The following is a 26581-nucleotide window of genomic DNA, read 5'->3' on the forward strand; positions in this document are numbered from 1 at the left end:
AATGCTAAATCACCACACTCAGGTTCATTCTTTTTTGACTTATCTTAATGCTCCTGCTTCTGATGCTTTAGTTGAAGCGTTGCATACTTTTATTGACCATCGTTTGATCAGTCCAAAACGAGAAGTAATTTTTGATCGTGGCCAGTTAATGTTTATTGAAAATGGTAAGCAGATGGCAAGCCATACTCTTGAATCGAATAATGACCGAGTGGTGAAGTTTGATGGTCAGCATATTCAGGAAATTAATCCTTATGCCTACCTCAACACTACAGATTATCAAATGAAAGGCGATAATGCTTCAAGTGGGCGTCGTTCAAGCGGCAATAGTTCAAGTGGTATAGGTAGCAATAACAATAACAATAACAATAATAACAATAACGGGTAAAGTTTGCAGGTTGTCTGTGACTGAGCACGATCAATCACCATTGCCAAGGGTAGGTACTTGTTAAATCGTTGCTGCTAGGCTGAATCAACCTAATATTCCAAGTTTAATCAAAGTTACAGCACCAAGGCTCAGAATGAAAAATCAAAGCTGGCCGTAATGTCCAAGACAACCCTTACCAACAGCATCAAAAATTTTTAAGCGGTTTTACCTTCAAGCTTTTGCTGGATCAATTCAAACGGCAAATCTTGTGACTGAATCAAAGACACTACCTCATCAATTGCTTGATCACGGTTTGCGGTAATCGCAGTTTGAACGTCTTGCGCCAAATGCTCCAATTGCAGCTTATTGAGTTGCCTAAGTGCATTTATGCGTGCAGCTGCATTCTGGTTTAGCCATTCTGAAACGGAATCATCGCAAAGCATCTCATCGCTTACTTCAGCTTTGAAGTGATTGCTGGGGCTGCCAATAACGTTCGGCTCTGGCGCATCAGTAGACTCCGAAATTGGTAGTATTACAGGCTGAGGCCTAGCACTTGAGGGGGATACTGTTTTTTTAACGATGCCTGCTAGAGGTTTGAGTTCTGAAAGCACATTTGGGTTATTCATAGCATGATTCGCTGCGTGTGGTTTTGTGGTTTTATTATTGGAAAGCGGTCTATCGGCCTCATTAACTTGCAACTTCTCTGCATAATCAGCAGTTGTCGGCAACATAAAATTAAGGTGCTGCAGTAATTTGTTTTTTATATGATTAATTTGTTTGCCTGTAAGGTAAATTTTACTGCTACCAGCATTGGCTTTGATTGTTTCATCAGCAACCTGTAATCGAAACTTTTTTAATTCTGATAAATGCAATTTTGTTTTGATCGACTCAGATTCTTCTAGTTGAATCTGCTCGATTTTGCGCCTGATCAGCTTAATACAAGAAAGCGTAATTTGATCCACTTGCACCACCTTACACTCGCCCGCTTGTTCTACCGAATTAGCAGAGCTGCAGTCGGTATCATTTGAAGTAAGGGTATTTATCTCACGTATAATTCGTTTTACGTCGGCAATGAAATTATCAGCTGATTTGTTATCCGATGGTGTTGAACTGGTAAAGCAGGGTTTGTCTGCACCTTGAATCAATACTTTAAGATGGTTGTTATTGGTTCGTTCATGCCTGAAAGGAGTATCAGCACCCAAAGTTTGTTGTAAGCGCTTGATAATTTGCTTTTGGTAGCGGCTATATCCACGAACTTTGCTCACCATTCCTTTCCTTGTTTTTGATTTGGTCAGCATAAAATGGGGGACAAGAAAGATAATTCAATGTCACGAATGTATAGCGGATAGCTGGATATCCATTAATTATTTGTTTTTATTGATTGAAAATCTGTAAATTTTAAGACTGAACGGATCATTAGTCCACGACACAGAGCACTGAGTCGTCACCCAGTGCTCATCGAATATTGACTGTTAAGCTAGCTCATAGCAAACACGGAACCCTATCTTGCAGTAATGGTATTTACCCGTACTCCATGCTGGAAAAAGATCACGTTCAACATTGGCCGAGCCTCTTGCAGACAACAGCGATCTTGATCGAATCGCAATTGCTTCCATTCCATAGGGGTTCTCATTCAGCCATTCACAGAACCTGTCTGAATCAACAAATTTCAAACCTGACGTATGCTCAAGAAATTTTGGTTCTTCAGTGTATTTACAAGTTAAAGCCTGAAAATCAGACTCCGCCATATAAGGAGGTCTAGCGCCATACTGCTTACCCTTATCATCGCAATATTCTAATAAGCTGGAATCCTCGGTACCGTCACCCGCAGAACATTCTTCTCTAATCGCTCTATACTCATCCAGCTTGAGTAGACGTAATGGCAAGCCATGTTTTTTTTCAAGAAAGGAAAGATACATACAAGCGTCAAACCAGGTAACGGCAGCAGGCAGCTCTGCTTTATCAGCATTCATTGTATCCAAACGATCCGGCTTATGCCTTTCTATTGCCTCTCTATGCTCAAAATATTCTGGGTTTTGGTTTGAAAATTTAATAATTTCATCAATGGTGATTAATTGAGAAATATTGAGTTGTTTACCTGCAGCATCAACACGACAAAAGTCCATAGGTCGGGCAAAATTGTCAGAAGCCTTAACTGGTTTATACGCATACAAATCGATATCAGAAAAATAAGTTTTCCAAACTTCCCACTCACCAGGATAGTTACGAATTTCACCACCATTCTGATAATAGTGTTGCTCAGCCTTATGCTCATCAAGGGCATGACAGCCTGCATACTCAAAGTAATACCAGCGCTGAAAATCATAAAGAGCATTCATTTGACGAGGTATATCAGATGGTTTCAGGAACGGCGCATAAACTTGATGATTAAAATTCTTTTTTTCATTCCTTTAATGACAAAATCATAGCAACCACCATCCCCTTTAAGAAAAATTAATTTCTCATTATACGGAACAATCTCAACCCAGCCTTTATCCTGGCTTTCAAATCAAATGTAGTGGCTTTAATCTCTTTGGGCAGATTACCAACCACGACAGAGTCCACCAAAGGAAATGCATTGTAGGCGAATACCGATGCCTACACTCGATAGAGAATCTGGCTCAGACTTAACCTGACAATCGCAACAAAATAATTGTCAGGTTAAGTCTGAATTACTACAATTTATTTGTAAAAATAAATTATCGAGTCATCTGGCCTTGGATCACTTTCATTTGGAAGCCATGGTTTCAAACAAGCTGGCTTTTCTATACACCTATCTGTAAGCGCCTCCAAAAAAGAAACAAGATCATTTACTTGGGAGTTAGTAAAATCAAAGCTTCCCAAAGACACGCCCCCTCCCTGTTTAAAGCGCTCAAACTGCTTCAAAGATTTTTTTGAAAACTCTTTAGACTTCGTCGTATTGATTCCATTTTGCTTCAAATAGGAAAAACTGAAATCAAATGATTTCAGCTGTTTTTCAGGGTTAATATGGTATCGGATAGTTTGCCGCAAGTTGGCAAAAACACCATTATGTCCATAAGGTGCTGTAAGCTTGACATTGATTAAACTAGGAGTTCTAAATGCATAGCGATCATCGTAAATACCAGTTCTCAGGAAACGTCCAGTATCATCTCCTTTAATATCTACTCCTTCACCAATATGAGGGAATGCAACAACATGAAAGCCTTCATCTGTGAAAAAACTTCCTCCATGGCAACTAACACAACCTCCTCCATCATTTTTAACTTCTGTAAAGAACAAGATAGCACCTCGTTTTTCCGATGAGGTCAAAGCTGAGCTCTTTCCTAGCAGATAGTCCCGCCAAGGTGTATCAATGAATATCTGAGATTTTTCATATTCGCCTAATAAAAAGCGGATTCGGTCAAAACTCATCAGCTCTTGTAATGGCTTATCTATATCAGCGGGATAAACTTTCAAAAATAACTCACGCCAACTTTTTTCACCAGGACGACTCTTGTTTTTTCTGATTACAGAATTCACTAGATTTTTAACTAATGCTTTCCGCAAGCTCTCATTACTACTTGTCTGCATGTAAGAGGAGCGCATTTCATGTTCAGATACCACAGGAAATCCTGCCTGCGCTTGTACAAGAGATAAAGCAAGTGGATCAATATCCCCATATTTTTCATCAGGCGTACTAATCTGAGGAGGTAGATTTTTAAACGCATTCAGCCTTTCAACTCGACCATCATGGAACATACTTTTCTTCCACAGTGAAGAGTTGAAAGTTGTTGGTGCATTACGTGGCACCATAGCCCTTCCCTGCCTATTTTTGCGCCCTTCTCCTAGGATATTCTCTCGAACAGGGTCAACCCCGATAGAAAGAGACAAATCATCGTCTCCTCCTAGAAGAGGATGGTGACAGCTGGCGCACGCAACATTCTGATTACCAGAAAGATTCTTGGAAAAAAACAACAACTTACCCAGTTGAGCTTGATCAGAGTATATATCTCGTAGCTGCTGGCTTTCATCTTCAACTGGGGTTGATGAAATTTGATGTAATTTCACTAGATCACCAAGCTGACGATCCAAATTATTATCATAACAACTCAATAATCCGCCAAGGACAATAATGATAAAAATTATTTGCATTTTTTAAATGCCCAAAAAACTGTTTATTATTTATAATTAAGAGGGCGGCTGCTCCCTCTATTTGATGTTGATGGCACGACATATTTAACTGATAAATCGTGACTATACTGGCAATTTTCATAGATTCTCCTGATTATCTCAGCGCGATCATTTTTCTTAGAAACAGTTTCTAAAGGAAATGTCAGAAAAACGCCCAAATGCTCTCCGGAGTCAAAATAGCTTCCTATAATTTTATCCTTTTTCTTGAATAACGCTTCAGCCCCTTTATCCAACTGCAGAACATCAATAAAATCTGTAAAATTATTAGAATCGGACTGCACCAAATGATCTATTTCTGGGCTAAACAATCTTCCTACACCTTTTATTTTCATTTTTTGACCACTATAAACAGCATCATCTATTACAGAAGATATTCCCATAAAAGTATCTAGCAGTGGCGTCATACCAATATTAGAATAATGCTCCTGAGCAGTTAGGATTGAACACCCTCCGCCATTTAAGTAACTAGAAAGAACTTCTCTTTCAGGTGTGAGCAAATGCCTACCAATCCAAATGACCAATTGTTTCTCAGCCATTTGCTCGCGAGTTGGCAAAGCATCAACTGCTTCCACAATAGAGTATGGCATGTATAAACTATCCAGCGCTGATTTATACCGCACCAAAGAAACATCGTAAGAACTGCCATTTACCAAAAGAACACCTGCAAGTTCAGTCCGATTTGGATCCAGAGGCGCACCATCCTGATCATCATTTACACCATCCCCATCAGTATCAGCTTGGCGTGGATTCGTCCTTCTTTTCTGTTCTTCTAAATTACTAAAATTATCATTATCTGGATCTTGGATTTCTTCTCCAGAAACTAATGGATTGAAGCTGAAATCCAACTCAAACTTATCCAACAAGCCATCATCGTCAGTATCACTCTTTAGGGGGTTTGTTTGATGTAATGAAACTTCAGATCCATCCAACAAGCCATCATTATCCGTGTCAGCCTCTCTGATTTTTGTATTGTACGACACGACTTCCTGAAGATTAGTCAAGCCATCATTATCCAAGTCCAAAACTGCATCTGCTGGACTCTTGGGATCAAGGTTGTTTTCCAACTCTAAACCATCATTTATGCCGTCATCATCAGTGTCTGAATCCAAAGCGTTAGTTGTACTTTCATTAACTTCATAGCCATCCAAAAGGCCATCATCATCGGTATCAGGTAACAAAGGGTCTGTTTTACTACTATCTCTTTCTTCTATATCAGTCAGGCCATCATCATCACTATCTGCTTTATTTGGATTGGTATTTAGATCAAACTCTTCCTTGTCATTTAATCCATCGATATCGGTATCGGCTAAGTTAGGGTTTGATACAAAAACCTGCTCTTCAAGATTAGTCAACCCATCATTATCATCATCGGAATCCTGCTCACCTGCAGATAACGGATTGAAACCATAAAAATATTCAAATCCATCAAACAATCCATCTCCATCTGTATCCTGGCTATTAATATCAGTACCTAACTCTAACTCTCGCGCGTCAATCAACCCATCTAAATCACTGTCCAGGTTCAAATTCACAACCTTTTCTAGTTGCGTAACCTCTAAACCTTTCAACAAGTAATCAGGAATGGTCTTCATTTCTTCTAAAATAACCCTCGCTTCAGATTGAGAGTTATTCTGAATACCGAAATGCAAGAAAGAAATCTCCTCATCAGGCAACAACTCAAAACTATAGTAATAACCAACTCTAGAGTTACTTTCTTCAACGCCTTGAGCTACCTGCTTACTATTTTCATTAGCCCATAAATGTCCAAATACTTTTCCACTTGAATCAATCGGACCAGAAATTAAATAGTGATCAGATGCATCAACTACATTAGCCACTGACGTCACGTAACCTTTATTTTCGGTATCAAGGGCGCTCGCTAACATAAAACGATAATTTATTTTATAATTAGACTTATTTTTCAGCTTATCGAGGTAACGAATAAACCCCTTTTCACTAGATACAAAAACTTCTCGGATAATATCGACAGTATTACGATTATATTGAGCTACAACTTCAAATGATCTGCCTGATATTTTTTTAGCTCGCGCTCGAGAAGTAAATGAATAGTTTTGACCATAAAAAATTACAGCCAATTTCTCTGGGAACCCCTCATCTAATCCATTTGAGAACCGACTTGCGTACCCCCCTCTCATAACATTCCATTCATGCCCTTCGCCATCAGACAAAGTCACAGGAAAGGCTACGGTGCCTGTCGAGTCAGGATCCAATGGATCAGAACCATATTCAATTTCAAGCCGATCAGATTCTCCGTCCTGATCTGTGTCAGAACTTATCGGAGATGTTCCATACTGATTCACTTCAAGCCCATCGTTTAGGCCATCATTATCAGTGTCAGCATTAAACAGACTTGTACCAGCTTCAAACTCTTGTTTTGCTGTCAACCCATCATTATCTTGATCCAATTCAGCATCAGCAGGATCTGTTGGGGCCATTCCATTATCAACTTCAACCCCGTCATTAATACCATCACCGTCGGTGTCTTGCCGCAATGGATCCGTTTGGAAAGATTTGATTTCAGCTGAGTCACTCAAGCCATCATTATCTGAATCCTTTGACATCGGATTTGTACTGTAATGATTGACTTCAATGCCATCCTTTAATCCGTCGCCATCTGAGTCTGCATCAAGAGGATTGCTGCCTCTGTTGAGCTCATCATAATCTGACAAACCATCATTATCAGTATCTATGGCCCTAGGGTTAGTACCCAAAGCGAACTCTTGTTCTAAGGATAAGCCATCTCCATCTTCATCAGACGTCAAATCATCTGCGTCTAATGGATTGAGCCCATAGTCAACTTCAAATTTGTCGCTAAGAGTATCGTCATCAGAGTCAACATTTTGGGGGTCTGTCCCGGCTACCTTCTCCCTGAAATTAGATAATCCATCACTATCAGAATCTAAATCAAAATTAAAAACGTCATCTAATAGAGCACCCGTCTCACTCAGAGCGTAATCTGGAAGACTGGTTATATTTTGAAGTACTAATGCCGCTTCATCACGATCATTTGATACCGTAACAAAATGCATTAGCACTTTAGTTTCGTTAGGCTCAAGCGTTATTTCATACTCGCTTTGAAGCTCATTACCTGAATAACTTGCTATATCAGCGGATTGTGAGCTGCCTGTATCACCCCAAAGAAAACCAATCGCCTTAGAGGACGAACCTTCATCATCTAACAAAACCGAGTAGTCATTAGCATTTACGTCCAGATCTCCAGACGAAGTACTGGCAACAGCAGGGGTGGTAAATAATGAAGAATGTAAACGAACATTGTATGTCTTGCTTTCTTTGGATGTATTCTTGAAAGATTCCATCAGGCGTATAAAACTGTAATCAGGTGAGAAGTATAAACTTCGATTAACTGAAACATCCCAACGATTATCTACCAAAATAAACTGGCGATCACCGACTTTTTGAGCTAGTCCATCATCATCATAAAAAAGACCGCCATTAATATAAAGGCTTAACCCTTCTCTAAAAGAGTTGTTACTAGCAATAGATGTTCTATTGATTCTCCATGAAACACTATTTAAATCATAAAAGCTGTGACTTAAAAATACGGTTGATCTTGAGCCGGAATTATTAGGGTCTGTTCCATTTTCAATTTCAAAACCATCTTTTTCACCGTCACTATCACTATCACCATCAAAAATATCCGTTCCAAAAGCAATCTCTTCCAGCGCAGTCAATCCATCATTATCAACATCTTGGATCGCGTCAAGAGCATTTTTAGGGTCCAAGCCAGCACTAATTTCTTGGCCATCAAAAATAGTGTCGCCATCACTATCATTGTTCTTAGGATCAGTAGAATAATCTAACAACTCCTCCTGATCGGTCAGGCCATCTGCGTCGGTATCAGATAAAACAGGATCTGTACCATACTGGTTCACTTCGTCACCATCCAACAAACCGTCTTCATCAGTATCAGCTTTTAGAGGATTAGTCTGGTAAGTTGCTTCTTCGCTATCTAACAGACCATCATCATCCGTGTCAGCCTGAAGAGGATTTGTTCCTAGCAAAGCTTCCTCTGACAAAGTCAAGCCATCACCATCACCATCGATATTAAAATCAGTGTTAGCAAACAGTGGATCTAGACCATAGTCAACTTCATACTTATCGTTAAGTCCATCACCATCAGTGTCAGCATTGTCATCTGCAGTACCTAAACTTTGCTCTCGCTTATCAGAGAGGCCATCGTCATCTTTATCCACATCAAAGTTAATTATGGAATCAAACTCATCAAGCGAAATTAACTGCTGTGCATATTCAGGCAAAACCTCTAATTGCTGAACTTTTTGCAATATTTCTGTACCGGAGCGATTAACAGCTGCAAATGACATGATTATTGAGGTTTGCCCTGGAGCCAACGAAATAGGATAACTGAAAAATAGCTCACGGCTTGTTGTATCATATTCAACAGAATCAGGTCGCGCAGGCGCATTTAAACCAGCCCAAACTTGCCCTGTCGCACGTATACCGGATCCATCCTGATCATCAATCACAACATAATTATCTGAATTATTTAATAACTGGTCACCATTTGATGTGGCTACTATGGGTACGCTGCTACGATAGGTTCTACTACCTAGCTTCGCCTCTACTTCAACTGTTTTACCTGTAGGGTTAGCAAAAATATCTAAATAACGAACATAGCCATTTGTTGTATCGACAAAAATTTTTCTTTTCACCTGCAGGTCAGACAGAGAGTTTTCTAAAACTCTTTGCCACGGTCCATATTTCACAGCCCTGCCATCCGAATCATAAAAGTTTTGGCCGTTTACGCGAAGTCGCATCCCGGTGTCGTACACAGAAGATAGTGAAAAAGCCCCTTGCGAATAAAAATTCCAAACATTACTACCTTCGTTGTAGTAAAAATTAAATCCTACGGTAAGGCTAGACCCGGAATCATTAGGATCTGTCCCTTGGTCGACCTCTAACCCATCATTCTCACCATCATTATCACTGTCACTATCCCATGGATTTGTATTGAATGTTCTGACCTCATCAAAATCAGAAAGACCATCATTATCTGAATCCACATCATTTACTAATGTGTTTCCATTGATTTCCTCAAGATTTGTTAGACCATCACCATCAATGTCACCTTGAGCATCATCAAAATCCAAAGGGTCCATGCTATTAATAACTTCGATGTAATCTGAGATGGTATCTCCATCTGTATCAACGATATTTGGATCTGTCCCATAGTTATTAACTTCTTCATTATCTGCAAGACGATCCTGGTCCGTATCAACTGTTAATGGATTAGTATCATGCTGATTTACTTCTGCCCCATCACTCAAGCCATCATTATCTGAATCTGAGTTTCTGATTTGAGTACCAATCTGGATTTCTTCCATGTTGGTTAACCCATCATTATCTTCATCTATTTGAGAATCAGCAGGGTCATTTGGATCGAGTGAGAGATTAACCTCTATCGAGTCACTGATTCCATCGCCATCAGTATCTGCAAGCAGCGGATTAGTATTAAATTCATTCACTTCTACCCCATCTTGCAATCCATCTTCATCGGTATCAGCTATAGCTGGATCAGTTCCCAATTCTATTTCTTGCTCATTGGATAACCCATCTTGGTCATCGTCAATGAATAACAAAACTGTGTTCGTTTGCATGCCATCAACTACTGCATATATTTCGCCACTAACGGCATTATCCGGTACAACAAAAACAATACGGGATTTGTCCATTAAAGTAGGCGCCATAAGCACACCATTAAAATAAAGTTCATTAGTAGCAAAAATATCAGGGTTAGAACTGGAAGCTTGATTACTATCTTGAGGAATCAAGAATTTCCCCTTCACGGTCGCCAAGCTGCCTTTAGTTACAAACTCAGGACTTGCTTTAACTAACACAGGATTATTAACTGCAGGTAACAGCGTGACACTTATTTCAGAGGACACCGCAACATTACCGCCAAAATCTTCAGCCGTGGCCGAAATATTAATTACCATTGATTGGCTAATTTCTGGCAAAGGTAACGCAAAGCTATAAGGTGCTTTTTCATCTATACGAGAGCTACTAATTACACCATTTTCAGAAGAAGCATTAATAGTAACTTTAGCAATAGCTACATCATCATCAGCCTTAGCAATGGCGATCAAGGCATCCAAACCAAACAAAACTGTTTTTGGAAGTATTTCAACAATCTGACTAGCATTAGGTACTTCAGTTGCTACCCCACCAGTTCCTGATGATATCTCTTGCAGTGCTGAAATATTCGCACCACTTCCAACAGCAAAGGTATTTATAATAATTCCTAATTCACTAGCCCGAATGACTTGATCTAACGGAACATCGGCCGAGCCATCAGACAAAAAAAGCTGTACAGGCGTCGCAAACGAGCGAGCTCTTTGTCCAACCAGTTCGTCTGTTGCAGTCAACATTGCAGCATTAAAATTAGTTCCGCCGTTTGGCCCTGCAGCCAATATTTCATCGAGCTTTTCTTTAACCAAATCAAAATCATCAGTCAAAGATTGAACCAAGATGCCATCATCACTGAAATCTACAACAGCAACTCGCGTTGTAGATGGATTAAAAAAATCAATCAGCTGATGAGCCGAGAAAATTTCAGCTTTTAATATATGGTCATTCACCCCATCTCCATCAACATCGCCCCCAGAAGGGTAGCTAGTGCTACCCGAAGTATCGATCACAAGAACTACATCACTTGGGCCAACAGATACAATAGCTTCATCCAGTGGCGCTGAAATTTCTACTGTGGGTGGTGTTTGGTCCGCAAGCCTGGTCAGCGTTATTGTTTTTTCAGTCTCTTGACCAATAGAATCAATTGCAACTGCGGTATAATTAACCTGATCACTACCTACACCAGAAGGCATTTTTACCGACAAACGATAAGGCGATGGCTGCTCTTCTAAATAAGCTATCAGCTCACCATCTACATAAAAACTGACCCCATCTAGCACAACATCATCTGTTGCATCTACACTCAACTCAATTGTTTCCCCTTCAAAAAAGGTATATCCAGAAACAGGTGTATTCCATTCTAATGAAGGAGCCTCATTCTTGACTACTTGCAAGGTAAGTATTTCAGAATCTTGCGTCTGATCCAGACTGTCATAGGCTTTCACATATACCGGAAGCGGGTTAGAAACATCTGCCAGCAATGGAGTTTCAAAAACGAAGTTATAAGGTGAAGAGAAGCGTGTCTCCACCAGCTGATTAGCCACATACAACTCTACTTTTCTGGTAACAACATCATCAGAAGCTGATGAGAATACAGCTATTTCAGCCCCTTCAATAAAAGTTGTGTCCGGCTCTGGGGTACCTGCAGCAAAATTTATCTGCGGAGGTAAATCATCAATGACTGTGATAGACCTATTTTGTGTAGATTCATTATCATTGAAATCTCTTGCAATAACAGAAACTATTAATGCATCACCACTTTCAAAATAATTGTTAGCTATTTGATACTGATAGACATATGGATTTGTTGTGACTACATGCGACTTGACGCCATTAATATAAAATTCAATTTCTTTTATCGCACTATTATCTTGTGCAGATACTTCAATAGCTAGCAAGCTACCTTCCAATACACTAATACCAGTCAAAGGCTGGCTAATTGAAAGTGTTGGCGCAACATTATCTTCACGAACTATGACTGGAACAGATCTGGATACCCTGTTTTTCCCCTCATCCAAAACCCTTACTTCAAGAACCGAGTTTTCTTGATCAGTATCCAGCTTAATTTCTTGGCTAAATGGGGCCACATAATCAGAAGCAATACGATTACCATTTAAATAGTATTTAACTGAACTAATGCCAAAATCATCTTGAATAGAAACATCAACGTTAATTGACTGCCCTTTAATATATTCAGATTCTGCTTCAGGCGATGCAATTTCAACTGATGGCGGCAAATCTTTAGACAGTGCAATATTCTGAATATTAACTTGTCCATGATCGACAATCTTGCCTGAAACAATTTCTACCAGATTATTATTTTTAGGGCTTATAACTCGAATAGCGTAATCACCAGCGGGCACATTATGAATTATCTTTCGCCCTTGAGAGTCTGTTATTCCAACATGCGTAAAACCAATGCTATTTACTTCATTATCAATTAATACCTGTCCACCCTTAACTGGATCTCCATCATCATATTTAACCAGAACTTCCACCCGACCCAGTTTGGTTAGTAAAAAATCTCTGGTGATTTGTGATTCATCTTCAACAGCAACGCCTTGGGAAATCGTTAACGATGCTCTTGAATCACGAACTGAAACAGTATAATTACCTAGCGGCATATCAAGGAATTTATAAATACCAGCACTATCAGTATAAGTTTCTCGGACAAACTTGTCACCGATTATGCGGACCTCAACTCCAGCCTCTCCAAGGCCGACACCATTAACTACCTTACCAGAAATGCCACCAACCTGATTTAAAGTAATATCTCGAATAATACTTTGTTCATTAGGCAGTTTTATTTCTATCGTACCACCAATGTTTGTACCTTCAGGATTAGGCAAGCTGGCAATTAATAAGTAATCCCCCTCTGGTAAACCACCAAAAGAATACAGACCATCTTCTGCAATACTTGAAGTAATCGTTTTTTCCAACCGATCACTAATTAACTCTACTTTACCAAAGCTTGCTACAACACCATCATAACGGCGCACAACACCCGATATCCTACCAGTGTTGTTAAAGTTAACGTAAACAGCAGGCTGGAAATCATTTTCCAAGTGCTCTGTCAACATCTTAGATTGAGGATGCTCCGCCGTTATTTTATAGCCTTGCAACCGTAACAGCTTACTATTAGCCCCTTTTTGAAGATCAGTAGCTAAATTGAAAATACCCGCTGCATCACTTTTAACTGGGTAGATTCTTTTAAAAATCGGCGAAAGGCTTTGTAACCATAAATCAGCATCTTTAACCGGTGTAGTGCCGTCATACTCTGAAAGCTGACCTGTCAAACCAGGTACAACTTGGGGCAAAGCTTCCACTTCATTATAATCAAGCGAAAAATCAAAATTTACAATTCGGGATTTTTCTTTATCGGTAAGGTCTGCAATTGCTTCCATAGGAAGCTGGCTAAGTCTTTGAATAGTGCTTGCAGCAGCAGCCCGGTCTGTTTGCTGACTGATGAAATGCATCAAGCTAACACTAGCCTGAGCCGGAACTGTCACGTTCCATCGTTTTTCAAATAAATTAAATTGTCCATTGAAACCCGATAAAAAATAACCATCGGCCAATGCAAGTGGATTAGCTTCACCATTAAATAAATATGCTAAAGATGGGGCGTTGTTATTTTTGAATGGATCAACATCCGATTCATCATCAATAATCAGCCAGCGATCAACCTCACCAGCATCTACGCTAAAAAATCTATCTCCCGAAGATGAGCTAACGATATCCATCGGTACACTAACTGATCGCCTATCACCATTAAATGTTCTTATATAACTGGAGATTTTAAAATGCGATTTTAAAACAATTCCAATCTCAGCATCTTCATCTGAGTTATTAGTTAAAGTCTCTATATATCTTGCAAAATAGCCATCATCGGGAACATAAACTTTTCTTGCAATAGATATTCCTGCACTAGAACCAGTCAGAACCACTTCTTTGCCTGACTCTTCATAAGCCACCCGGCTACCTTTAAAGGCATACTCAACATTATTGCGCACTAGCCTTAACTCCATAGCGCGCGTATTTAAACCATCATCACCCGAAAAGACATTAAAACTGCCATCTTTGATTGAACCGTCACGCTGAATTGGAAAGGAAAAGGAGTTGCCATCATAAAGCTGAGCTGCTGTTTTAACATTTGCTGGAAGTTGGTCGGCCAGCATTACAATATCTGTTTCTACTAATTGCCCCCCGTACTCAATGACACCATCATTACTTCCGGCTTGGCGTAGTTTGATATTTGATGCTTCAATAGAAAAGCTTCCCTCGGGAACATTTATAAAACTATATCTCCCCTGCGAGTCTGTAGCACCGGAACGCTGCCTTGCTCCTTTGACTGGGCTTCGTAATTTGACAACAACACCTGCAGCCAGCACACCACCAGGTGTATAAACGCTGCCGGTCAAAACCCCATCCCCTGAAATTACAAGATCTTGAATAACTTTATCACCATCATTATTCAGAGGTAGCTGACCAGATGTAGCGCGACGAACTCCTCTTACATCATCAACCGATACTTCATACGGGCTTAATCTGATGGGTAAAGAGTTAAATTGGTATTTGCCATTAGAACCAGTTGTTGTTTCAAGTCCAATCGGTTGTAGCCGCACCTTTACATGACGTGCAACAGATGAACCATCACTTAAATATACCACTCCGGAAATCTGCCCTGCATGCTCCAAAGTAACAGTAACAGAGGCAGACTCTCCTGCAATCAAACGAGTAGAAATACTGCCGCCAAGGCGGGCTATTGGATCAAAAACGGCAACTTTGGCTTTTCCTGCCAAAACATTTGAAAAGGCGACCATTCCGCTATTATTTGCATTCAGAACATACGTCTTTCCATAAGGTTCCTGAACGCTAATCTTGACCTGAGTGTTACCTACGGGTATTCCTTGAGAACTAACAACTTTAACTACAACATGAGCCAAACCATTTAATTGAAAATCCTGAGTAATTTCCTGGTCAACATATACAACTTCCAAACTAAGCTTTGCAAAATCCCCAGCATTAGTTTTAACGCTAATGAGATGCTGCCCTAGCTCCAGATACTCAATAAAGTAATTTCCACTAGGGTCAGTTATAAATTCTCGCCCACCGGCAGATACAATTGCGCCCGCTACAGGGAATCCTGAATAATCCAAGACAGCTCCCCTGACACTCCCTGTCGGCATCATCGTTACCGATGTCGAGATCTTTTGCTGATGCGACTCTAATGCACTAACTACTGAGCCTGACAAGCCTAGCCCTTCATCAATAGCAGTAATTTTAAATTCGCCGGCATACAGATTATTAAAAGTAAATTCACCAGTAGAATCTGTAGCCACCTCACGTACATCAGCAAAAATACTCTGGCTGTGCAAACGGACCATCACACCAGAAAGCCTTAAGCCCGCAGAAGTCTCAACAAAACCTCGAACTTCTCCCACTGGCAAAAATACAACATCTGCATCATGTATTTGACTGGTTCCAGACAACACTGTTTTAGTAAGACCGCGATCCGTTCCTTGAGCGAATGCTTCAATTCGATACTCACCTAGCGGAACAAATTCAAACGCATACTCACCAAACGCATTCACATCTGTCTGATGGCTGTAACCTCCACCGAGACGAGATAGAACAACCTTCGCTCCTTCTGCAACTAGGCTCTGCCCATCTTGATAAAAAACATGTCCGCGAATGGTTCCAAATGCTCGAAGTTTGATTCCAAGCTCCAAGTTACTATTTGATGCAAGCTGGCCATTTGATACACCATACAAACCAGTACGGGGGTCTTGAGCAACAACCTTGATATTTCCTTCAGGAAGATTTCTGAGGAAATAGTACCCTTGGAAATCAGTATTAACTGACCACTCTTCCCCTGAATCATAACTTACAGTGACTCGTGCTCCGGCAACAGCTGCATCACGAGGGCTAATAACTCTGCCAAATAATTCACCGAAAATTTCTTCAACGACAATACTTCCAACATCTAGAGTCTGACCAGTCAAAGCCGGAAATGGCTGAGATTTACCATCGAGCACTTTACCTTTTAATACCGAACGAGCAGATACGACAATATCGCCATTTAAAATAGGCACATGGGGTATTTCAAACTGACCATTTTGATTTGTAACTGCAGAAAAACTATTGAATACCAGAGCACTTGCACCTTCAACTGGGCTAGCTTGCTGATCAATTACAATTCCGACAACTTTAGTAGTTTCTGTATAAGCTAATGGATCAAGTCCAAATTGAATTTCAATACTGTCACTAATTCCGTCGTTATCACTGTCCCCAGATAATGGATCGGTACCTCTTATTATTTCTTCTCCGTCAACAATTCCATCAGAGTCGGTATCTGCCAGGAGTGGGTCTGTTGCCGACTGCGTTTCTTCAAAATCAGAAAGTGTATCGCCATCAGTGTCTTGGTGGAGAACAGATGTGCCCAACAAATACTCTTCAAGATTCGATAGGCCATCAGCATCTTTATCAGTAACAGCATCAGTAGCATCATTGGGGTCAAGTGCATTCCTTAATTCAAAATCATCAGGCATACCGTCATTATCAGTATCAATTGGAAAGAACACTTCAATAGAGACCGAAGACATAACACCTTCATGGCGAATCGAAATTATGGAGCGCCCTGTTTTCTGAGCCGTAATCAAACCATCCGCTGAAATTGTCACAACGTCAGAAGAACTGGAATAGATCGTTCCTAGGCTTCCTAAAGTCAGGTCTTTATTCGAGCCATCGGGCAATAAGGCATTCACTCGCAATTGGGTAGTTGGCTGATCTACCGTAAGTTCATCGCGCTTAGCTTCAATTTCAAGCGATACGGGAATTGGATGGAATTGATCGAAAAGAATCTGGCCAACATTAACTTTATCACTATCGGGGTCGGCATAAAGCAGTGCTGACTCCCCATAAACCAGTTGGCCATCATTGTTACAAATTGCTCTTGCTCTATAAGGTACATCTGTTGTCAATGGAGTCAACAGAGCAAAACCACCATGTTCATCAACCCTTGCAGAGCCATTTAATATATTAATAATGCACCGTTGATCAAGAACCGGATCTGACGCCTCTCCATCCTCACCAGCTATCGCCAGATTGGATAGCGTCAATAGAAAAACCAAGGCCATCATTATCTTACTAGCCATTAAAAAGCCGGTATTTATTGCATTAGCAATGTTTTTATACATCCAGTTCTTGAAGCAGTCCATTTTACAGTCCGTTGATTTGCTTTAATACAGCTTTGATTTTATTTTTAATCTGGTCTGATTTACTCAGGCGCAGCACTGACTTTAATTGTGAAGAATAAGGCCTGGCAACAACCCCATACTCCCCAATAGCCTCAAGCACAGCTATTTTTATTTGCTCATTAGTACTATGTATCAAGTGATAGCGAAGACCATGAATTGCATTTTTTGGTTGCAAACGCTTGATTAATCCTAAAGATAAAATCACGACAGTAGTGTCATGATGGTTAATACTACGAATTAAATCTCCTTGAGTTTCCAGAATATCTGACAAGTCATAAATATAATCTTGCGACCTAGAGAAACCTGGAGATTGTCGTGCCAACCAGAGCACCTTAAGAACTTCCGCTCTCATCTTTGAGTTTTCGAGCTTTTGCTTTTCCAGTGCCTTATAAATTTTTTGTAAATTCTGATCACTCAATACAACATCTTCGGATAACAAAGAGAGTGGCATTAAAAAATCAAGCATCATCTGCCGTTGTAACTCTGTCAATCCACCTTCCTTGACAGAAAGCTTTATCCAAAGCTTGTAATTAAGAATGAATTTATCAAGTGATTCTGGTGATAATTTTAAGGATGACAATTTACGATATTTGAAGGCCGCCAGCTGAGTTTCTCTTAATAATTGAGAAGCTAGGAACAAATGCTCTTTAAGCATTTTATCCTGTACAGCCCTATCGATTTCAGTGAATAATTGACTGACTAACACCTCAATTTTCAATGGTGTTAGCAGAGAATCATCACGATATTCACCAGACCTTAATCTCTGAATCAATAGTGCAACCTGATCATGCCTTAGGTACTTTTCATCGTTAAGCCAAGCTTCTGGCAATTGCTGACGCTGCATATAAATAAGAGTCAATACCAGTACTGCAACTGCGAGTAGCAAACCAAGTAACAAAACAATCGATTTTTTGGCCATTAACTTAACCTCTAAAAAGATCTGTCAGAATATTTTCAAAAGAGTCTAACGCCCTAGCGCCGGAGATAGAAACAACATCAACCACCGCACCATTTTCAATTTTTCCAATAAAGAAGCGAGGCGTGCCTGTAACACCCAAGCGCGATGCTGCTGCAAAATCTTGTTCCAGCTGTTTTCGATTATCTTTGGAATTGAAGCAAGATGAGTACTGATCTTTTTTCAACCCTAGCTTTTCTGCATAAGCTTCATAGCTGCCAGAGGTTAAAGATCCCGTTCTATTTACCAGTGTGTCATGTGCTGCATTAAATTGATTTTGCTCCGCAGCACAACGAGCAAAAATAGCCGAGTTTTTAGCCTGACTATGAAAACCAAGCGGGAAATCCCTTACAACATACTTCACTAGTCCAGTATCAATATATTTTCTTTTTAATGCGGGCAATACTTTTTTTGCATGCCGCAAACAGTAAGGGCATTGATAATCCATATACTCAACAATCGCATACTTGGCGCTGTCGCTACCTAAAACTGTCCGCTCACCTTTCAGAGATATCTTTCCGATTGTTTTTTTATTTTTTTCCGGAAATTGGAGTCCAGCTACTTCGTCCCTTAAAGAAACAACTTCTGCCATTAACAGGTCAAGCTTTTTTTGTATGTCTTCCTCCCCATTAAAGTGACTTTCTGAGCACCCGGAAAGGCTAAAAACAAATAAACACATCAAAAAACACTTCATTACTTACTCCAGAACAAAAAAAAACTTCGTGACTGCTTTAACAAGCCAATCAAATTCCATTGAAAAAATCATTATTTTCAGAAGAGTAGAAAACATTTGAAATTAAATCATTACAAACAAATACATTCATAGAGCTCTCTATTTTTGAAAATACATAAATTTGGCACTCATCGTTCAATGGAACAATTTTACTGAATTTTAAGCCACTACCATAAAGCGACGACACTGCAATTTCTTCTAATGTCAACTCACTGTTCTTCACCCATCTTTCCAGAGATTCGACTGAAGCAGTTGAAAAATATAATTTTTCTATCAAACTACTTAGCTTGGCATCACCTTGCTCAATCAAATCAACAATCTCACCATTGACTAATGGATCTTTTTTTGTAACAACAACCGAATAATCATTTTTTTGATATTTTTGGCATGAAAAAACACAACCGATTTCAATCAACAGCTTATCATACAAGCCTAAGAAACTAACATCTTCCTTACTTTCTCTTGCCCTAAAAGCCACTCCTAGAAGAGCCCTAGAAACTACTCCAAGTTGATTTTTGGGGAGTATCTTATACCTGCCTTGCCCCTCATCAATAACTGAAAAAAACATTAGCGGTTTGATATCGTAACCAATCAACTCCCTTTGAATAAAAATAGATATTTTATTATCATGCTCCATTATCGATAGTAGTTTTTCAGATCTAATTTTACCTTTCCCGAAGCGCTCTACTGAGATAAAATTTGCAACTTCATCATCTCTGCCATTTATAAAAAACTGCCTTACATCATTCCCCTTATAAATCTCTCCCAACACATCACGGTAAAAACTTATTATGTTCTTATAGTGACCGCTATATGTCTCTATTTTTTTACCATAAGGCTCTCCTCTGACTTTAATAAAAGCTGCTGTTTGAAAAGCACTTCCTTCAACACTTGCATATACTGGAACATATAAAGTAAGACGATAATTGAGTGCAACCCCTAGAAAAACCAGAGCAAGAATACTAGATAGCCCAAGTATTATTTTCATTAACTTTACCTCTCTTATAAAAAGTATGGCCCAAATGGAATCGTAATTGGAACATCCCTTAACTTCCCTGTCGCGCCTGAAGTCACAATAAATTTCAAATCTAAAGTCACTCCTTTCCAGTCAAAATTAACACCACTAGGTGCGCCACATTCTTTTCCATTGGTTGAGTATTTCCAAGAAAAGTTTACCGCTGCAGCAAGTTCAACTCCTGCTAGCCCACACTTATCAGCATCAGGAACGAAAACCCCTCCTGTTCTTATACATCCAAGAGCGCTGACATCACCTTTAGCGCCCAAACCAAGAACAACTCCTAAATCAGCAAAAACACAATTATTCGACTCATTGCAAGAGCTATCTCTTCTTCCTAAAATCCCACTTATTCCTGCACCAACAGCTGGGCCCAGCGAAGCCACAGCTGAAACATCAATTTTGACATAACCAACAAAACCTAGGTCTACTCCAAGATCTTTTTGGTTTAAATAAAAAGGAGGCAACACATCCAATGACGCAGATATTCCTGCACTAACCTCAAGGGAATCTTCAGCTTCACCTGCATCTTGCTTACCTTTGTCTTCTGAGCAACATTCTCTTTCTTTTCTTTTATGCTTAAGTTTATTTACTGGTGCAACCTTAATTTTTACACGCGGCAACTTCTTGAGTTTCTTATTTAGAGAATCTATAGCTCCCACTGGAATTTCTAAATTTAAGGTTGATCCACTTGCCACACGCCACTTTGTATCGACAGCAATATCAATAGCCTCTCCTCCTTGGCATTCTCTGCATTTGTTTCCTTCGACCAATTTACCATCTCTATATTTTTTTTCTTCCGGAACGTTTTTACCATCTTCTGAACATGAATAAGTTATTTCCTTGCACTCTTCCTTTTCAGAAAATTTGTGCTGACCAGGGCTATTTTCCCAACCTTTATCATTACATGCAGGGGCTCGGCAGTCAGTTAAATCATTATCTGGCAAGTTTGCTGATTCATTCTCGTATTCATTTTTTTCATCACAAAATAGCACCTTGCAATCATCTGGCTTCTGGAATTCATCTCCCTTAGGCCGATGAGAACTATCTTCTACAGAAATCCCCCTCTCGCATTTACGACATTCTTCACTTGGAACTTCACTGTCATCATGAGCAGGAGGGCCTATGCAGGTTTTATCTACACAATCATTGGGATCATCTGCTGCCGAACCATCAATTGGCTCATCTGACAAATCTTCTTCATACTTAAGCTGCTTATTCTTACAAGTTGGAATTTGACAATCGCCTTGCTCATCAGCTGGCTTATCATCATTATCTTCTAGATTATCTTCTGGGCTGTCACCACATAGCTCAAGCTGACAATTATCGGGTATTTGATTGGATTTTAACTTACCTTTTATCAGCTTGGGCTCACTACAAGCACATGCACCAGGAATCTTTGATCTCTGATAACACTCTGTACCGTTGCATTGTTCATAGCATTTATCATCCGGTGGTGGTGGCGCGCCACCCCAACCGGAATGACGAATACCATGCCCTAAGCGTGATGTTATTTTTGCTCCATCATCTGACACAACACCTGGACCAATACTGACCCACTCCATTAAATCATGATCAAAAGAAAACATTTCCATTTCTTCACCAGGTGTACCACCAAAGCTATTTGGCAATGAGACACGGGCTGGTGGATCGAAGTGAATCCCTGCAGGCTGTAAAGTCCATGCAACCTCAAATGCACTGCCATTGGGCGCTGGCATGGGCACCTTGTCAGACTGCACCTGAGTAAACATCACCCGGCCTGTTTTTCTGCCATCAGGGAAAGTCATAGAATTAGCAGGAATAATAACTTCCGCCCCCTCTACATTGCGCATAGGGATTATGATATCTCTATCACCACCTGCTATTTTTCCTCCGTCATAATCCACTTCGGGGAAATAAATCGGCATTTCAACAGTGTTATCCTTACCGGAGATAGTCACTAGCTCAAACATCAGGTGGGGCCATTCGCCTTCCCTACTAGTAGTACTTCCGTCAAGCACCAGATGCACTGTGCCTACAGGTGCTTTATCAAATAAGAACATTCCCTGCGCATCAGTAATCGTTTCACGGGTATTAAAAAAGTTACCCATTATTTTTACTTCTACATCCGGCAATGGCTGATTACTATTATCTAAAACCAAACCGGATATTTTTGTTTCTTCAATTGCACCAGGGCGTGAATTATTTGCAACAAATGTAGTATTTAATTCAGGCATACCTACGACACTGGCTAAAACTAGCTGCGAGTCAAAGCCAAGGCTTTCAAGTGTTGAACCTAAAACTAGACCCTGAATCGCATTACCATCAAAATCTGATGAAACAGTTATAGATGTAGATTTACTTCCATCATTAGCCAAAAAGTGCCCGCCGCCCGATTCAACTTCAAACATAACGTCCACACCTTGCAAAGGATTTCCGTTATTATCTGTGACTCGTGCAATAAGCGGCTCTGGCAATAAACTACCCATCATTCCCGTTTGGCGCCCTCCACGGGCAACGCTTAGTTTTGCAGGTAATAACGGATGGGCTGAAGCAGAAAAAACCATTTTCCCAGGAAAACCTATTGCACTTACTGTTACCTGATGGTTGCCCGCACCACTGCGCTTACCTAACTGATAATCTGCTTGAATAATCCCTTGCTCATTCGACAGCAATACCATGGTGCGAGATATACGATTACCTGAAACGATCGCACCATCACCTTCACTAATTTTGAAAGTTGCAGCACGACTCGCTATAGGGAGGTTATTACGATCAACTAATTTAACAGACAAAGGGTGAGATAGGATTTCCCCTACTTGAGCTTGCTGATTATTACCACCAAGCTCGATGATTTTTTGTCCTGCTTGCTTTAGATAAATGACTTTTCTTTGGATAATTTTGCTATTTCCGCGCGGATCAGTTGCTTGAATATTTAACACATTCAAACCTGGTCTTAACGAATAATTTGCAAGCTCAAAACTACGATTAATTACTTCAATTGATATACCATTTACTGTAACAGTAGGTGCTTGATTTACACTTAAATTCGAACGCAAATCATCTAAACTGCCTGCAATTGTAATAGCCGGAGAAGTTGTAACCATGCCATCGGCAACACTTGATATAATAATTTCCGGGGGAGTCGTATCAAGAATAATATTTTTAGTGGCATTCGCAGAGCGTGGACCACTCAGAGTCTGGTACCGACCAACAGCTGTGATTTTATTTGCACCTTCTCGCAACTCAATTGTTGCAGAAAACACTTCTCCATCAATAACAGCCTGTTGATCTTCAACGCGAATACTGTCTATATCGCCCACTATACTGCCCGACACAACCACCTGTGTATCACGAGTAACGAAGCCACTAACAGGGCTATCAATTATGATTTGAGCTTCTAATAAAAACTTGTCAGGATCCTCAGGATAATCATCCTGCTCATTTTTGACTCCATCCCCATCTTTATCCTCATCAAATACATCTGGGATTTTATCCCCATCAATGTCGGGCGGTGTGTCATTAGCATTTTTTTCATCATTACCTAACTGCAATTCCACATCATTGCTAAATCCATCACCATCAATATCATCGTCACTGTTATCTCCAAGACCATCATTATCTAGATCTGAGCTTTCACTACGATCATCAGGAAATACATCTTGATCATTTTCAACCCCATCACCATCACGATCTTGATCGATTACATCAGGCAGTCCATCTCCATCACTATCAATGGGAGCTTGACTAGCGTCATCTGGATTAGTACCTAACTGCTCTTCAAAGACATTGCTAATACCATCCCCGTCCCGATCCTCATCTATTGCATCAGGCTTAAAATCTCCATCTAAATCAGGTGGCGTAATGTTTTTTTCGTTTGCATCACCACCATGCTGTTCTTCATCGCTATTGCTGTAGCCATCTCCATCTCTATCTAGGTCCGAATTATCACCTACACCATCCCTATCCAGATCACTTTGTTCATCGGGATCATCAGGAAATGCATCCTCATCATCAGGCGTGCCATCACCATCACGATCTGAGATTGTAGGTACAAGGAACAAAGTGACTTTAAGATCTTTTTCAAGCGTCAATTGACACTCAGACAGGTTGGAGCACTCAGGAATAGACCAATGCGAAATAACAAACCCATCCAATAGAGACTGGGTTGTAATTGTCAATTCACTCTTAGCATCATATTGGGCACAAAACACCGCAGCAGGTTCTGCAGCAGGTTCTGCAGCAGGTTCTGCAGCAGGTTCTGCAGCAGGTTCTGCAGCAGGTTCACAGTCTTCACCGAGAGGCGTCACAGTAACTATTACTGGCCGCTCTTCTCCTGGGTAATCCAGAAACACTTCAAGCTTAGATTTACAACCAAGAAGCAGTGAGAAACAAAGAATTAGGGCAAAATTCCGAAACAGCATAGAAGGCCGCCATCCTTGACTTTTTTGTTATTATTTTCAGAAAAGATTATCACAAAATGTGCACAAGTAAAATTTTTTTTGCCGAAAAGTCCTCGTTTAGTATTGGTTAAATTTCAACGCTTAGCCATTGATCAAATGATTAGATGGGGATTTCTTATGCTGGGTAGTCGCCCCATAGCCTGCAGTCAAAATAACCAACACTTAAAAAACTAGAGACAGCTAATTTTTTGCAGCAATTCAGCCGACACTTATCTTGGGTAAATTTCATCAGGAAAAACCATTAAAAAAATGCTTCTCCCGCATATAAAAAATCAACATTGATAATATTAATGTTTGACAGTAGCTTAATGTTCACCAGCTATTGATTTCAAGAACGCAACCATTCAACACCATTTAGTATAAAAATGCTTGACAGGTTTTTTTGGTATTTTCCAAATGCTCATTCCCAGGGCAAACGCATGAAAAAATGTTAGAATACAGACGTTTTTAATCTTAGAGTTTAGCTATGCCACCTACTGCTCTCAATTACTTTTCAGATATCGAAGATCCTCGCCAAAAAGGTAAGGTCACGCATTCCTTAGATAAAATTCTTTTGATCAGCCTTTGCGGCATTCTATGCGGTGCAGATGACTGGGAAACTATTGAAACATTTGCTGAAAATAAACAAGCATGGCTTGGTCAGTTTGTTGATATGAGAGATGGTGTTCCCAGTCACGATCCCCTTGGGAGAGTATTCTCAATAATACGACCAGAGCAATTCACTCAATGTTTTATTGAATGGGTTCAGAGCTTTATTGAGCAACGCAAAGATGTGGATGAAGAAACATTATCTGTCACTGCACTCGATGGAAAAATAGCTCGAAGAAGCCACGACAAAACAAATAGCAAGGGTGCCATGCACATGATGAATGCTTGGTGTTGCGCCAATCAGCTCGTTCTGGAGCAACTGGTGGTAGATAAAAAAACTAACGGAATCACCGCATTTCCTGACTTGCTAAAATTGATCGATGCACAGGGCAGTATCATTACTACTGATGCATTAAATTGCCAAAAATATATCACTAAAGCGTGCATTGAAGCAGGCGCAGATTATTTGCTGGCAGTAAAAGGCAATCATCCTATCTTGCATGAATATGTTTCTTATTATTTTGAAAAAAAAACCTAAAGTTACCAGCGTCCCCAAATTGACTTCTTTGAAAGCAATGAAAAGAATCGTAATCGGCATGAAATTACTCTATTTGCATTAATCGCCGGCATTATTGTTACGTAAACGCTTTGCTGGGCTGCGTTTGAGCGCAGAAGCCTTGGCCTGTTTAAATCCACCAGATTAAGCTGGATTTTCAATAAGGCTAAAATATCATGGCAGTTGATGTTGCAAGCTAGCCTAATCAATATTGTGATGCACTATGATTAAGCTGGGTTCTTTGATGCTGGATGATACTGACAAAAAACGGGCTAAAAAAACATCACGTATTCCTGGCGCTCATAAAATCAAAGATAAAGCGAGTGGTAATTATATTAATGGCCAGCAATTGGTTTTTTTAGTACTGGTAACCGATACCATTACCGTGCCGGTTGGGTTTCGATTTTATGTACCCGATCCAAAATTGTCGGCATGGAGAAAACAGAACAAAAAGCTCAAAGATCAGGGTGTCGCTAAGCGCTTAAGGCCTTGCGCTCCCGCACCTGATTACAAAAAACATCCAACGCTACAAATGCTTGGACTAGAGATGATCCAACAGTTTACCGAGCAATTTCCTAACATCACAATAAAAAGTGTATTGGCCAACGCGCTTTATGGTATCAGATCTTTTATGGATCAAGCAGCGGCGATCACGGGCCAAAATCAAGTGGTGAGTCAGCTACGAGCTAACCAGAAGGTATTAAGCAAAAATTCAAGTGTTTCACTCAGGGACTATTTTTTACGCAGCCAAGGTGTTGAACAACCATGGTGATTCGAGATAGAAAAACTGAAAAAGTCACAATGCTGGCAGCAAGATTATATGTAAAAGCAC

The 26581-nt window shown here is 40.1% G+C and carries 11 protein-coding genes; 3 read left to right on the forward strand and 8 right to left on the reverse strand.

What is annotated here, in order from left to right:
* The first annotated feature begins 1 nt into the window (after window position 1).
* Window positions 2–385 carry a hypothetical protein gene (locus tag DC094_RS15930; protein WP_116688120.1) on the forward strand — a complete coding sequence of 128 codons (384 nt, stop codon included), beginning with the start codon at window positions 2–4 and terminating at the stop codon, window positions 383–385.
* A 194-nt stretch (window positions 386–579) separates the two neighbouring features.
* On the opposite strand, the gene DC094_RS15935 is transcribed toward DC094_RS15930, so the two are convergent.
* The 8 genes from DC094_RS15935 to DC094_RS15970 all read right to left on the reverse strand — a co-directional run bounded on the left by DC094_RS15935 (window position 580) and on the right by DC094_RS15970 (window position 24566).
* Window positions 580–1629 (reverse strand): metal-sensitive transcriptional regulator, encoded by a 1050-nt coding sequence (locus tag DC094_RS15935; protein WP_133245579.1) that lies wholly within the window; start codon window positions 1627–1629, stop codon window positions 580–582.
* 207 nt (window positions 1630–1836) lie between these two features.
* Complete coding sequence (locus tag DC094_RS15940) at window positions 1837–2703, reverse strand: hypothetical protein (protein ID WP_116688122.1); 867 nt, start codon at window positions 2701–2703, stop codon at window positions 1837–1839.
* A gap of 343 nt (window positions 2704–3046) precedes the next feature.
* Complete coding sequence (locus DC094_RS15945; RefSeq protein ID WP_116688123.1) at window positions 3047–4477, reverse strand: cytochrome-c peroxidase; 1431 nt, start codon at window positions 4475–4477, stop codon at window positions 3047–3049.
* A 26-nt stretch (window positions 4478–4503) separates the two neighbouring features.
* A complete protein-coding gene (locus DC094_RS15950) occupies window positions 4504–17421 on the reverse strand; it encodes a carboxypeptidase regulatory-like domain-containing protein (protein WP_116688124.1) in 12918 nt (4305 codons plus the stop codon).
* 1 nt (window position 17422) lies between these two features.
* Window positions 17423–18379, reverse strand: a complete 957-nt coding sequence (locus DC094_RS15955; RefSeq protein ID WP_116688125.1) for a hypothetical protein — start codon at window positions 18377–18379, stop codon at window positions 17423–17425.
* A 4-nt stretch (window positions 18380–18383) separates the two neighbouring features.
* Complete coding sequence (locus tag DC094_RS15960; RefSeq protein WP_116688126.1) at window positions 18384–19109, reverse strand: DsbA family protein; 726 nt, start codon at window positions 19107–19109, stop codon at window positions 18384–18386.
* A gap of 49 nt (window positions 19110–19158) precedes the next feature.
* Entirely contained in the window at window positions 19159–20136 is a 978-nt protein-coding gene (locus tag DC094_RS15965) for a hypothetical protein (RefSeq protein ID WP_116688127.1), read from the reverse strand.
* Window positions 20137–20150: 14 nt separating this feature from the next.
* A complete protein-coding gene (locus DC094_RS15970) occupies window positions 20151–24566 on the reverse strand; it encodes a hypothetical protein (RefSeq protein ID WP_158527360.1) in 4416 nt (1471 codons plus the stop codon).
* 505 nt (window positions 24567–25071) lie between these two features.
* Here DC094_RS15970 and DC094_RS15985 point away from each other — a divergent pair.
* Window positions 25072–25731, forward strand: a complete 660-nt coding sequence (locus DC094_RS15985; RefSeq protein WP_116688131.1) for an ISAs1 family transposase — start codon at window positions 25072–25074, stop codon at window positions 25729–25731.
* 241 nt (window positions 25732–25972) lie between these two features.
* A complete protein-coding gene (locus DC094_RS15990; RefSeq protein WP_116688132.1) occupies window positions 25973–26521 on the forward strand; it encodes a transposase in 549 nt (182 codons plus the stop codon).
* The last annotated feature ends 60 nt before the right edge of the window (window positions 26522–26581 follow it).

It is taken from the genome of Pelagibaculum spongiae, assembly GCF_003097315.1.
In the GTDB taxonomy this organism is placed as follows: domain Bacteria; phylum Pseudomonadota; class Gammaproteobacteria; order Enterobacterales; family Pelagibaculaceae; genus Pelagibaculum; species Pelagibaculum spongiae.

Excerpts from the sequence above, each read along its gene's own strand:
- DC094_RS15990 (WP_116688132.1), top strand. The coding sequence starts at position 25,973 with ATGATTAAGCTGGGTTCTTTGATGCTGGATGATACTGACAAAAAACGG.
- DC094_RS15955 (WP_116688125.1), bottom strand. The coding sequence starts at position 18,379 with ATGGCCAAAAAATCGATTGTTTTGTTACTTGGTTTGCTACTCGCAGTT.
- DC094_RS15965 (WP_116688127.1), bottom strand. The coding sequence starts at position 20,136 with ATGAAAATAATACTTGGGCTATCTAGTATTCTTGCTCTGGTTTTTCTA.
- DC094_RS15960 (WP_116688126.1), bottom strand. The coding sequence starts at position 19,109 with ATGAAGTGTTTTTTGATGTGTTTATTTGTTTTTAGCCTTTCCGGGTGC.
- DC094_RS15930 (WP_116688120.1), top strand. The coding sequence starts at position 2 with ATGCTAAATCACCACACTCAGGTTCATTCTTTTTTGACTTATCTTAAT.
- DC094_RS15970 (WP_158527360.1), bottom strand. The coding sequence starts at position 24,566 with ATGCTGTTTCGGAATTTTGCCCTAATTCTTTGTTTCTCACTGCTTCTT.
- DC094_RS15985 (WP_116688131.1), top strand. The coding sequence starts at position 25,072 with ATGCCACCTACTGCTCTCAATTACTTTTCAGATATCGAAGATCCTCGC.
- DC094_RS15950 (WP_116688124.1), bottom strand. The coding sequence starts at position 17,421 with ATGGACTGCTTCAAGAACTGGATGTATAAAAACATTGCTAATGCAATA.
- DC094_RS15940 (WP_116688122.1), bottom strand. The coding sequence starts at position 2,703 with ATGAATGCTCTTTATGATTTTCAGCGCTGGTATTACTTTGAGTATGCA.
- DC094_RS15945 (WP_116688123.1), bottom strand. The coding sequence starts at position 4,477 with ATGCAAATAATTTTTATCATTATTGTCCTTGGCGGATTATTGAGTTGT.